Raw genomic sequence first — 12,986 nt, 5'->3', positions numbered from 1 at the left:
AACTTCCATGAACAACAACACCCCCGCCGAACGCATCGCCACCCTGCGCGCCGCCCTCAAAGCCGCCAAACTCGATGCCTGGATAGCGCCCTCTGCCGACCCGCACCTCTCCGAATACATCCCCGAACACTGGCAGACGCGCCGCTGGCTCTCCGGCTTTGACGGCTCCGTGCCCACCCTCATCATCACCGCCGAGCGCGCCGAACTCTGGGCGGACAGCCGCTACTGGGAGCAGGCCGAACAACAACTGCAAGGCAGCGGCATCGCCCTGCAAAAACTCGGCTTCGGCAAAACCCACATCGACAGCCTTGCGGAAAACCTCGCACCAAACAGCCGCGTTGGCGTCGCCGCCGACATGCTCTCGCTGGCCGCCCAGCGCCAACTCGAAGCTGCCTTCGCCGCGAAAAACATTACCCTGCACACAGAGCGCGACCTCATTAACGACCTCTGGCAAGACCGCCCGCCGCTACCACAAGCGCCCATCTACCCGCACGACCCGGCCTACATCAGTGAGCCGACCGCCGCGAAACTCGCCCGCGTCCGCAGCGCCATGCAAGAACACGGCGCGAAATACCACCTCATCTCCAGCCTGGACGACATCGCCTGGCTGACCAACCTGCGCGGCAGCGACGTCCCCTACAACCCCGTATTTCTCGCCTTCCTGCTGATAGACGCGCAAAGCGCCACCCTCTACCTCGACGAACAAAAACTCGACCCCGCCGCGACCGCCGTCCTCGCCGCCGCGAACATCACCACCGCGCCCTACGAAGCCATTGGCGCCGCCCTTGCCCGCCTCGACGGCCGCCTGCTGCTCGATCCGGCGAAAACCGCCATCAGCACCCTCGCCGACCTGCCTGCGAGCGTTACCCTGGTGGAAGCCATCAACCCCTCCTTCCTCTACAAATCCTGCAAAAACAGCGGCGAACTGGCGCACACCCGCGACGCGATGATTGCCGACGGCGCCGCACTCTGCGCCTTCTTCGCCGAACTCGAAGCCAAACTGGCCGCCGGCGAAGCGCTGACCGAACTCGACATCGACCCGCTCCTCGAAAAACACCGCAGCAAGCAGCCGCACCACATCAGCGCCAGCTTCGGCACCATCGCCGGTTACAACGCCAACGCCGCCCTGCCGCACTACAGCCCCAGCGAAAAAAACCACAGCCGCATCACCGGCGACGGCCTGCTCCTCATCGACTCCGGCGGCCAATACCAAAACGGCACCACCGACATCACCCGCGTCATCCCCATCGGCACACCGAGCGCCGCGCAAAAACACGACTACACCCTCGTCCTCAAAGCGCACATCGCCCTCGCGCAAACCGTCTTCCCAGACGGCATCGCCGCGCCGCTGCTGGATGCCATCTGCCGCGCGCCGATGTGGCAGGCACACTGCGACTACGGCCACGGCACCGGACACGGCGTCGGCTACTTCATGAACGTGCACGAAGGCCCGCAAGTCCTCTCCTACCGCGCCCCCATCCACGCGCACAGCGCGATGAAAGAAGGCATGATCACCTCCAACGAACCCGGCCTGTACCGCCCCGGCCAATGGGGCATCCGCATCGAAAACCTGATGGCAAACCGCCGCGTCGAACGTCCGCGAGAAACCGCCTTCGGCGACTACCTCTACTTCGAAACCCTCACCCTCTGCCCGATTGACACCCGCCTCATCGAGCGCGCGATGCTGACCGACGCGGAAGCCCAATGGCTGAACGACTACCACGCCACCGTACGCGAAAAACTCGCGCCGCACACCACAGGCGCCGCGCGAGAATGGCTGGAGGCCAACACCCAAGCCATCTAAAAGAAAAAGCCCGCTCATGCGGGCTTTTTATCATCCATCATTAAAAAGCTAACTAACCCGCCATCGCCTGATGAATCAAAAAAATCGCGGATAACGTAAATACCGAGAGCACATTAGTCGTAATCATACTGACCGTACCGCGGTTCGGATAACCATAATGATGCGCGAAAATAGCGACCGTATTGGCCATCGAAATCCCGCCCATCAACGCACCAGCAAAAATCACCTCCTCGCTACCGCCAAACAGCCAAATAAATAACGCCGCCAGCGCTGGCATCAAAAACAACTTGCCGATAGTAATCTGCGTAATGGCAATAACATTCCCCTGAATCTTGATCCCGTTCAAGCCACAACCAATCACAAAAATAGCAACCGGCGCCGCCGCCCCCGCAAGCAGACTAATCGCCTTATCAATGGGCGCGGGCAACCTCCAATGAAAGGCGGAAAAAATCATGCCGAGAATGAGCGCGGCAATCAGCGGCTTGCGCAACATATTCAGCAGAATACGACCAAGACGCTGCATAAAACTGCCCTGACCGCTGGTATGCGATTCCGCAATAGCAAGAAACATCGGTACGAGCAAAACATTCTCTACCAGCGTATTAAGCGAAAAATAAATCCCGGCATTACCGCCGATAACACCGAGCAACAACGGATAACCGACAAAGGCACTATTCGAAAACGTCTGCCCGACCGCCGTCACCGCCGCGCCGCGCAAATCCTGACCGAACAAACGCGAAATCACCAGACCAATCATAAAACACAGAAAAGTCGCCGCCGCATAACCAAACAAATAAGCGGGAATAAAAACCTCATCCAGCCGCTTCTCCGACAGCGCCTTGAAAATCAGGGCGGGCAAAGCAATACTGATAACAAAACGGCCGAGAGCAGTCAGCCCTTCCAGCGTAAAAGCCCCGGCGCGCGTCGCCGCATAACCAAAAGCAATAACAATAAAAATCGGCAGAAGCGCCGTAATAATATTAAGCATGACAGAACAGTGGTGGTTGAAAACCGCCCCATTCTACGCCCCCGCGCCCAATCCCGTAAAATACCCGCTTCCCCGCCCTGCCCTACCCGCCCGCCATGTACCGCCTCATCGAAAGCACCGACTACCCTGCCCTGCTCGCCCGCTACCTCCAAGACTACGACCACTACAGCCGCGCCGACCCGCTGGGCGACACCCCGCTCATCGTGCCGACCCTGCCGGTGGGCAACATCCTCATCCAGACCCTCGCCAGCCAGCGCGGCATCGCCGCCGGCATCACCCTGCGCCTCTGGCACAACTACGAATGGATGCTCGTCGAGCGCATCACCGGCAAAAGCCGCAGCAGCAGCCAGGCGCCGCTTGGCAACACTGCCATCCGCTGGGAACTATTCAGCTACCTCTACCAGCACGGCAACACCATCCTCGCCGACCCCGGCCACCCACAGCACGCCCTGCTGCGCGGCCTCTACCCCGACACCGACAAAATCACCCACGACCACACCCGCCGCCTCTGGGTATACAGCGGCCAACTCGCCAACCTCTACAGCACCTACCTCAACCAGCGCCCCGAATGGCTGAGCGCCTGGCAAAACGCCGACCCGCCACCGCTGGACGCCCTCCTCAAAAACGACAGCCTGCAACAACTGCCCCCCCAAATCGCCGACCACTACCGCGCCCTCTACCAACAACAAAGCCGCCTCTGGCACGACCGCTTCGCCGCCATCCATGCCGAACGCGAACGCCGCCGCGAAACCTTCTGGCAGACACTCAAAACCCGCGAAAGCGCGCGCCGCCTGCTGCCGCCGTACATCCCCGTCTTCGCGCCAACCCACCTGCACGCCGCCGAACACGACTTCATGCGCCGCCTCGGCAACTACACCGACCTCACCCACTACCACCTCGCCGCCAGCGACGGCTACATCGACGACATCGTCGATAGCCGCTGGTTGCGCGAACTCAAGGCGCGCGCCGCCGGAAAACCAAGCGGCGAACACCGCGAACACGGACACGAACTCCTCTCCCGCTACGGCAAACAACAGCGCGACCTCTCCCGCCTCCTCCACGCCGACAGCGACCCCGAACCACTCCCGGCCACGCCCGCCCCGCCGCACAACCTCCTCACCGCCCTGCAAGCCGAAATCCGCGAACTCAAAGAAGACCACGTTGCCGCCTGCCTTGCCGCAACCACCCTTCCCCCTTCCCTGCAAAGCGGGGGAAGGACGGGGCGGGGGTGTGAAAACCGCGCAGCGACAAACCCTGACCACCAAACACCACAAGACCACAGCCTGCGCATCCACGGCTGCCACAGCCTGCAACGCCAATGCGAAACCCTGCGCAGCGACATCGTCGCCTGGCTGAACGCCGACCCCAGCCGCCGCCTCTCCGACATCTACATTCACCTGCCCGACCCCGCTGCCGCACAAACCACCCTGCGCGCCACCTTCCCGCCCGGTGGCGACTACGACGGCAACCGCCTGCCCGCGCGCCTCATCGGCGTTACCGAAAACCCGGCAGAAAACCTGTGGCGCTCCCTCGCCGGCCGCTACACCCTCATCAACGGCCGCTTCGACGCCCCGACCGTCCTCGACTGGCTGCACAACGAAGACACCTGCCACAGCCTCGGCATCAACAGCGAACACATGCAGCGCATCACCGCCGCCCTCGTCGCCGCCGGATACCGGCGCGGCTACGATGGCGCGCACCTCCAGCCAACACTACACACAGAAGACCACGACCACCGCTACACCTACACCTACGCGCTCAACCGCCTCATCGCCGGCGTACTCACCCCCGACGCCGACCACTACCGCGAAGCCGTGCCACAACACGGCCTGACCCTGGCCGACCTGCCCGCGCTCGAAGCCCTCGCCACCCTAGCCGAAAACATGCACACCCTGCGCGCCCTACAAGCCGAAAACACCCCGGCACAAAACTGGCTCCAGCACCTGCGCGCCACCCTGCATGACGCCTACACACACGCGCACAACAGCCCCGCCTGGCAAACCCTCGACCAGGCGCTGGACGACCTGCAAAACCAACTCGCCGCGCACCAGGCCCTCGCGCCCCAAAACGAACAACACTACCTGCCGCTCGAATTCATCCTCGAAAACATCGAAAACCAGCTCGCCGACCAACAAAACAGCAGCGAACCCAGCGGCGTCATCACCATCGGCAGCCTGAAAAACCTGCGCAACCTGCCGGGCAAACTCCACATCTTCCTAAATGCCGACCACGACCGCTACCCGGCGCGACAAAACGACGAACGCTACAACCTCATCCACCTCGACAAACCGCGCCCCGGCGACAACAACCGCGAACACGAAGACCTCGGCGCCCTGCTCGACCTCATCAACCGCGCGGGAGACGCCCTCTGGCTCTACTACAACAGCCACCACGACAACGAACCCCAGCCGCCCGCCAGCCCCGTCCAAGAACTCCTGCAATACCTCGACGACCAACACGAACGCGCCAGCCAACACCTGCGCGCCAGTGGCCGACTGGACGCCGGACAAACCCTGCCGCGCCACTACCACACAGAACACCCCGCCGACCCCTTCCAGCCCGACGCACACGAAACCCGCCCCGCCCCGCTCTGGGAAAACATCCGCACGACACTACAACAAAACACGCCCACCGCCACCGAAACATCCCCTCCCCCCGTGGGGGAGGGTTGGGGTGGGGTTCGCCCGCAAACCGCGCTGCCCAATAGCCAACTTGTGTCGCCTGATGAGCCCCCTCCCTCGCAGGACGCATTAGCGTCCGCAGCGGGGGAGGGCTGGGGAGGGGGTAGCGATCGAAAAACTACCGCTACCGTTGCATCGTCCACAAATACATCCCCCGAAACCCTTGCCAATATGCCCCCCTCCACCCGTGAGGGAGGGGCTCGTCCGCATGCCTGGCTGTCGAATAGCCAACCTGCACCACAAAAAACATTCCTCCCCCTCCACATCCCGCCCGCCCTTGCCGCCGACGCCGCCCCGCAAAACCCCGAAAACCTCACCCTTGCCCAGATCGTGCGCGACCTGCAAAAACCGGCGAGCGCCTACGCCCGAGCGCACCACATCGCCAACACCGCCGCACAAACCCCGCCCGAAAGCCGCGAACCCCTCGCCCTATATGGCCTTGACAACTGGCAGGCCGACCAGCACATCATCGCCGCCCTCGAACAAAACCACCCTGACCCGGCAACACACATCGCCCGCCTACCCGCCTACCCCGGCGGTATCAGCGGCCAAATCCAACTCGAACAACGCTTGGCCACCTACCGCGCGCGCCAACAAACCCTGCTGGACCGCGCTGACCTCGCCACCTGGCCGACACTGCGCGAACAAACCTTGAACCTCGGCGAACACAGCAGCCTCACCGCACTACTACCCGCGCACAGCCCGACCTGGCCGCGCCTGTCCGCCAGCCGCGCCAAACCCAAACACCACGCACGCTACTGGCTCGAACACCTCGCCTGGAACGCGACCGGCGCACACGGCACAACCCTCATCCACTACGCCGACGACACCCTGCTCCGCCTCGCGCCACTACCCGCCGCCGATGCCCAACGCCAACTGCACCAATGGCTCGCGGTGCGCGAACACCTCCAGAAAAACCTGTGGCTCGCCCCGCTCGAACTGATGCAGCCCTACCTCGAAACCTTCACAACCGACAAAGCCGCCGACAAACAAGCCGCGCTCGTCCGCGACTGGATTCACGACGACAGCCACAAAAACGACGACGGCGACCTCTGGCGCCACCTCTGGCGCGGCAACGAAAACATACTTGCCGCGAACATCGCCGCCGCCCTTGCCACCCACGCGCCGCTCTTACAGCCACTGCTCGAACACGGCGAAACCCTCAAATAGCGAATGCCAAACCACGAACCTTACAGAACATAACAAAAAACAACCCTCACCAATGGCAAAAATCAAAACAACGCATTGAAAAACAAGCAAAAATAAAATAACTGGATATTAATCTAATAAAACCGTAATATTCCCGTCATGGACCTTGCTTGCGCGAGGAACCGTCCACCATGAACAGGGAAAGCACAATGGCAATCAAACTGACCGTAAAAGAAGGCAACAACGAACGGAGCTGGGACGTCATGGACGGCCAGCAAATCGACATCAACATGGCGAAAGGCGCAGAGTACACCCTGATTGACACCCAAACAGGACAAACACCGGACGGCATGCGCGTCGTGAACAACCACGGCCAGACCCAAATCTACGGAAGCGACACCTTCCCGTGGGTCACCCTGCATGACGAAGGCGCAGACGAACCTGCCGCCCCGGCGCGCATCGAACAGACCTTCGAACCCGCGCCACCGGCCGCACCTGCAGCAGAAGAAAACATCGCGCTGGCCGAAGCCCCTCCCGCAGAAGCCAGCGATGCCCCGCGCCACGTCCTTGAGCACATGCAAGCCGATGAAATCGGCGCACCACCGCCCAATGCCGACTTTGAAGGCGCGCCTTCTGGCGGCTCCATGCTGCTTGCCGGAGGCGGTGCCCTACTGCTCGGCGGACTGTCCGCCGCACTAAGCGGCGGTAGCAGCCGAGGCAGTCACCATCACGACGAAGACACCAGCTTCGCACCGCGTCCGACGGCAGAACCCGAACCCATTACTGAGCAGCCGCAAACCACCGTCGCCAGCGCGACCAACCTCCCGACGCCGTACACCCTCAACATGAACGGCGAAAACCTGGACTTCAACAACGTGCTGCAAAACGGCAAGCTGGATGCTAGCAACCACCAGCACGACAACTTCACCTTGAACGCAGGCGACCTGCTTGCCAAAGCCACCAGCCTCACCCTGGACGGCGACTACGGCGACCACCTCGACCTGAGCGGCGGCGGCTGGACGCAGGACGCGAACAACAGCCACTACGACAACTACCGAACCTATCACCACGGCAACTTCACCCTGCGCGTGGAAGACGACATCAGCGTCTCGATTATCTGATTTCTCTGTGGGTTGCCCCTCACTGCTACGGTGGTGAGGGGCATTTTTAATGCCCGCTGTACTTAGGGCGTGTTTGCAATTTGAATTTCCCGCCCCTGCGCAGCGGGGGAGGGGGTGTGAAAACCGCGTAGCGACGGCGGCATTCAAAATGAAATCCCCATCGCCCCGTCAGCGCGCAAATCCCGCCGCCAGCCGCGCGACTATTTCCGCCGCGCTGCCGGGGCGGGCGAGGGTCGCGTTCTGCCCCGCCCAGAAGGGCGAATATTCGTAGTTGCCCGTGCTTTCGGCGGCGTTTTTCAGACGCAGGGCTGCCGCACCGGCAAGCGGGAACGGCAGGGCGGCGGGGTTTATCGCCCCCGCCTCGCGCATGAAATCATTGACGATGCCGCGCGCGCAGCCACCGCTAAAGAGGTTGGTCAATGCGGTGTTTTCAGCGCGCGGGCTTTGCAAGGCAGCGCGGTGGGCGGCGCTGGTAGTCGCCTCATCTGCGAGCAGGAAGGCGCTGCCGACTTGTACCGCATCCGCGCCAAGCTGCATTGCGGCGCGCACGCTGGCGGCGTCGCTGATGCCGCCCGCAGCCACCACCGGTAGCGATACCGCGCGGCGGATGTTCGGCAGGAGGGCAAACAGTCCGCTTTGCGCGTTCGGGTCGTCATCGAGAAACCAGCCGCGATGCCCACCCGCTTCCAGTCCCTGCGCGATGATACCGTCCGCGCCGTGTGCTTCCAGCCAGCGTGCTTCGGCCACGCTGGTCGCGCTTGACAGCACCATCGCGCCGGTCACCTTGACCGCTTCCAGCAGCGGCGCTGGCGGCAGGCCAAAATGAAAGCTGACCACCGGCGGGCGGTGTTTTTGCAACAACGACAGCGCCGTTTCATCAAAAGGGCGACGCCCCGGATCGGCGGGAATATCTGCCGCCGTCAGGCCGAAACGGGCGAGGTGCGGTGCGAGCAGCGCCTGCCAGGCGGCACGCTGCGCCTCGCTCACGCCGGGCGGGCGGTGCGCGAAGAAATTGACGTTATATGGCGCCTCAGCCACCGCAGCGCGAATGGCGGCAAGCGCCGCGTCCAGCGCCTCTGCGCTATACATCGCCGCCGGTAGCGAGCCGAGGACGCCTGCGCGGCAGGCTGCGATGGTCAGCGCCTCGTTTTGCACGCCAGCCATCGGCGCCTGAATGAGGGGATAACGAAGACGGGAAAGCAGGGTTTTCATGCGATTTTTCAAGAGGTGGTAATAAAGGGGAAGGCAGCCCAAGGGATAGGGGATATCTCAATCGTAAACGGCGCCTCGCCCGGCCGCTGCCATCAGCTATGGTCTTGTAAAAAGGCGGTGGTGGCGGCAGCGTCGGGAATGGAGGGCTGTGCGCCGAGGGTTTGCACGGAAAGCGCAGCGGCGGCCTGTCCCCAGGCGATGGCGCGCGCGAGCGGTTCGCCGCGCAGTAGCGCCGCGGCAAGTGCGCCGTTGAAGGTGTCGCCAGCGGCGGTGGTATCGACAGGCTGGACGCGGTAGGCGGGGTAAAGCGTGCCGTGGCCGTCGGCGCTGGCATAGACGCCACGGCTGCCGAGGGTGATAAGCACGGTCGGCACGCCTTGCGCGTGCAGGTTTGCGGCGGCACGGGCGGCGCTGTTTTCGTCTTGCACGGCGATGCCGGTGAGGCGTTCGGCTTCTGTTTCGTTCGGGGTTATGAGGTCGAGGTTGGCGAGCAGTTCCGGCGGCAATGCGGCGGCAGGTGCGGGGTTCAAGATGGTGCGCACGCCGTGCGCGCGGGCGATGGCGGCGGCGCGGATGACGCCCTCCAGCGGGGTTTCCAGTTGTAGCAGCAGGAGACCGGCGGCGGCGATACGCGCCTGTTCGGCCTCTACGTGGGCGGCGTCCAGCGCGGCGTTGGCACCGGCGATGACGACGATGCTGTTTTCGCCAGCGCGGTTCAGCCAGATCATCGCCATGCCGGTGCTGTCGGCGACGGTTTTGCTACCGCCGCAGTCAATGTGCAGGCTTTCGAGGTGGGCGCGCAGTTCACCGCCAGCGCTGTCGTCGCCGAAGGCGCTGATGAAGTGGGTAGGTGCGCCGCTTTTGACGGCGGCGACGGCCTGGTTGGCACCTTTGCCGCCGTAGGCGCGGTGGTAGCGCTCGCCGTGCAGGGTTTCGCCTGCCTGGGGAAAGGCCGCCATTTGCGCGATGTGGTCGATGTTGCTGCTGCCAAGGACGAGAAGGGGTTTCATGCGAGGCTCCTTGATAGGTGGTTTATGTACTGGGGGTGGAGGTTGGCGGCGGTGAAAATTTTGTCGCTGCGCGTATGTTTTGCTGCCCCAGCCCTTCCCCACTAGGGGCTGTTTGCATTTCGTTTTGAATGCGGTCGCTACGCGGTTTTCACACCCCCTCCCCGGGTTCCCTTGAAAAAGGCATTCGCCTTTTTCAAGGGGAGCCCCGACCCTCCCCCGCTTCGCAGTGGAGGGTGATTCAAATGGTAAACACGCCTTAGGCGCGGGAGTTGGCGGTAGCGCTGGTAGCAGGGTTTAAGCCCTCTCCATGGGAGAGGGCTGTTCTTGCCGTGTTATTGGTTGATGAGTTTGAGTTCGACCGGGATGGAGGCTTCGACTTTTTCGCCTTTCAGCACTTTGTCCGCGGTTTGTACGCCGATTTCGCCGATTTTTTCCGGCTGTTGTGCGATGGTCGCGGCCATTTTGCCGCCTTTGACGGCTTTGACGCCGTCATCGGTGCCGTCGAAGCCGACGAGGACGAGGTCTTTTTTGCCCGCGGCCTGGATGGCGCGCAGTGCGCCAAGCGCCATTTCGTCGTTTTGCGCGAAGACGCCCTGTACTTCGGGTTGGGCGGTGAGCAGGTTTTCCATGACGTTCAGCCCTTTGCTGCGGTCAAAGTCGGCCGGTTGGCTGGCAAGGATTTTGAAGTCGTGCGCCTGGGCGGCTTTGGCAAAGCCCGCACCGCGTTCGCGCGCGGCGGAGGTGAATTGGGCGGCGATGGGGTCGTCAGGCGCGTTGTGCATGGCGGCGCTCATTTCGTCGCTCATCGCGTATTGGTATTCGGCAAGCAGGCGGTGCAGGGTGGAGGGGGTGAGGTTGGCGCGCCGCGCGAGTTCTTCAGGGGTCATGAAGGGGGTCGATGTGTGGGTTTTGTGGCTGCGCCGCTTCCGCAGGTTTTTACATACGCTTGAGCGCTCGGTGTGTATGTCGCGACATACACCTGAGCGCTCAGGTGTATGTATATTTCTTGCAGTGCGGTCAGTCGAAATCGGCGAGTTCCAGTTGCAGCCCGTCAATATCGCCTGCATCGAGGTGGCGGACGATGGCGTTTTGTTCGGCGCGTTCCACCCGGTTACGCAAATCGCGGCCGCTTTGTCCGTCGCTGCGCGCGGCAAGCGTGGCGCAGCCTTCTTCCAGGTCGAAGGCGACGGGCTTGTTGGCCAGCAGGACGCGCAGGATGGCGGCACGCGCCGCGGCATCCGGCAGGCCGATTTCGATGCGGCGGTTGAAACGGGAAAGGAGGGCGCTGTCAATGTCTTCAGGGCGGTTGGTTGCGGCCAGCACGAAAACGTCGCCGCTTTGGTTTTTGATGCCGTCCAGTTCTTGCAGTAATTGGCCGACGATTTCTTTGGTGAAGGCGTCATCCGCACCGCCGCGTGCCGGGGCGATGATATCCATTTCATCGATAAAAAGGATGCACGGTGTTTGGCTGCGCGCACGGGCAAACAATTCTTTTACCAATTGTCCGCTTTGTCCGGTATAGCCAGCTTTCATGTCTGCGGTAGATGCACCGATAAAGGACAGGCCGCTTTCGTTTGCCATGGTACGGGCAATTTGTGTTTTGCCGGTGCCGGGCGGGCCGTAAAGGAGTATGCCGCGCGGAATGTTGATGCCCTTGTTGCGCAAGGTTTCAGCATTGGCAAACATGGCACTGGCGGAATGCAGTATTTTTTTGTTGCTGTCATTTAGAACCAGTTTGTCCCAGGTGGCATTTTTATCAATGGCGTTGTTGCCGATGGTACGTTTGCTGCGCGTGGCTTCGGCCAGTGTTTCTTCGTTAATGTCGCCACCATTGCGCATCATTTGCCGGGAGAGATTGGCAATTTCCCGTCCGGAGAATCCTTGCAGGTAATCGCTGGCCGTTTCCGGCAATTCGCCCTGCCAGCCGAGGGCGGCGAGCTCAGCGGCAAAAATGGATTGCCGCATCGCCGCATCGGGCAAGGGAATTTCGATTTGTTCGGCAAAGCGCGACAATACGGCTTCATCCATAATGTCGCGGCGGTTGGTAGCGCCCAGTATCAATACGGTTTGTTGCTTGTCAAAGCCGTCCCATTCTGCAATAAAGGCCTGCACAATGTCATCGGTGAAACTGTCGCTGCCCGTACTGCCACGTTTGACGAATATGCTTTCGCATTCGTCAATAAAAAGGATGCAACGGCTGTGGGATTTTGCCTTTTCCCAGACTTCTTTGACTTTCTGCCCGCTTTCGCCGATGTAGCGGCCTTTCAGGTCGTGCAGGGTTACGGCGATAAAAGCGCAATCGAGGGTGTCGGCAAGGGTGCGGGCGATGAGCGATTTGCCCGTTCCGGGCGGTCCGTAAAGGAGGATGCCTTGCGCGGCGCTGCTTTCGCCCGTGACAAAGGCGTCGCCCAGTTGGCGGATGTTTTCTTTGAGGGCTTCTGGCAGACAGACTTTTGCCCAGCGGGCGGCAATTTCTGCTTTTTTGGCTTGGCGGGCGGCTTCTGCTGCCGCTTCGCGAGCCTGCTGTTCTGCTTCCTGTTGTGCGCTGACTGCCGGGGATTGCGGCAAGCCCTGGTGAATATTGAAAGCGTCCTCGGTGCGTTGCCATTCTTCATAGGCTTCCTTTTCCTGCAAATAGTCTTGCCATAAGGCGAGTTTATCAACGAATTGCAGAGCAAGCGCTTTTACGGAATGGTTGGCAGGGGCAAGCTCGCCACGTTTCGTGAAGCTTGAGCCATCCCATGTCATGTATGGCATTTTGCCTTCCTTGCGCAAGGCAATATAGCATAAGGCTTTGCCCAATTTTTCTTTGTCTTCCTCATCTTTGCCAACATGACTGTTTATGGAAATAATGATATCACCATGTTTTACCTCGGGAATGCAAGCAGTATGATAAGAGCCAAAATGGATTTTTCCCCTATCATAAAGACAATATGCGCTATGTAATTCAACAGGGAATCTTTCTTCACTGCTGTCCCCTTTGACCAACAACAGTGTCATGAAGTAATTGGCCAGGAATTC

The 12,986-nt window shown here is 61.4% G+C and carries 7 protein-coding genes and 1 pseudogene; 3 read left to right on the top strand and 5 right to left on the bottom strand.

Translation table 11 applies throughout. The annotated features are described in order from the left end of the window. Window positions 1–7: 7 nt before the first annotated feature. Window positions 8–1,804 carry an aminopeptidase P family protein gene (locus tag EL199_RS07980; RefSeq protein WP_004142493.1) on the top strand — a complete coding sequence of 599 codons (1,797 nt, stop codon included), beginning with the start codon at window positions 8–10 and terminating at the stop codon, window positions 1,802–1,804. Window positions 1,805–1,856: 52 nt separating this feature from the next. Here EL199_RS07980 and EL199_RS07975 read toward each other — a convergent pair whose 3' ends face one another. Next, complete coding sequence (locus EL199_RS07975) at window positions 1,857–2,792, bottom strand: AEC family transporter (protein ID WP_004142494.1); 936 nt, start codon at window positions 2,790–2,792, stop codon at window positions 1,857–1,859. Between the two features lie 95 nt (window positions 2,793–2,887). Here EL199_RS07975 and EL199_RS07970 point away from each other — a divergent pair, with 95 nt between their 5' ends. Next, window positions 2,888–6,643, top strand: a complete 3,756-nt coding sequence (locus EL199_RS07970; RefSeq protein WP_004142495.1) for an exodeoxyribonuclease V subunit gamma — start codon at window positions 2,888–2,890, stop codon at window positions 6,641–6,643. A 188-nt stretch (window positions 6,644–6,831) separates the two neighbouring features. Beyond that, complete coding sequence (locus tag EL199_RS07965) at window positions 6,832–7,743, top strand: hypothetical protein (RefSeq protein WP_040355659.1); 912 nt, start codon at window positions 6,832–6,834, stop codon at window positions 7,741–7,743. A gap of 168 nt (window positions 7,744–7,911) precedes the next feature. Here EL199_RS07965 and EL199_RS07960 read toward each other — a convergent pair whose 3' ends face one another. From EL199_RS07960 to EL199_RS07945, 4 genes and pseudogenes are all read right to left on the bottom strand, one after another. Next, complete coding sequence (locus tag EL199_RS07960) at window positions 7,912–8,955, bottom strand: NAD(P)H-dependent flavin oxidoreductase (protein ID WP_004142497.1); 1,044 nt, start codon at window positions 8,953–8,955, stop codon at window positions 7,912–7,914. A 92-nt stretch (window positions 8,956–9,047) separates the two neighbouring features. Continuing rightward, a complete protein-coding gene (gene rbsK, locus EL199_RS07955) occupies window positions 9,048–9,965 on the bottom strand; it encodes a ribokinase (protein WP_004142498.1) in 918 nt (305 codons plus the stop codon). 332 nt (window positions 9,966–10,297) lie between these two features. Then, window positions 10,298–10,708 (bottom strand): annotated as a pseudogene (locus EL199_RS07950) (substrate-binding domain-containing protein); the annotation flags it as partial. A 274-nt stretch (window positions 10,709–10,982) separates the two neighbouring features. Then, window positions 10,983–12,722, bottom strand: a complete 1,740-nt coding sequence (locus tag EL199_RS07945) for an ATP-binding protein (RefSeq protein WP_169306939.1) — start codon at window positions 12,720–12,722, stop codon at window positions 10,983–10,985. Between the last annotated feature and the right edge of the window lie 264 nt (window positions 12,723–12,986).

The sequence above is a fragment of the Cardiobacterium hominis genome, from assembly GCF_900637305.1.
Classification (GTDB): Bacteria; Pseudomonadota; Gammaproteobacteria; order Cardiobacteriales; family Cardiobacteriaceae; genus Cardiobacterium; species Cardiobacterium hominis.
Note: the sequence above shows the minus strand (reverse complement) of the source record. Positions and strands in the feature narration are given on the sequence as shown.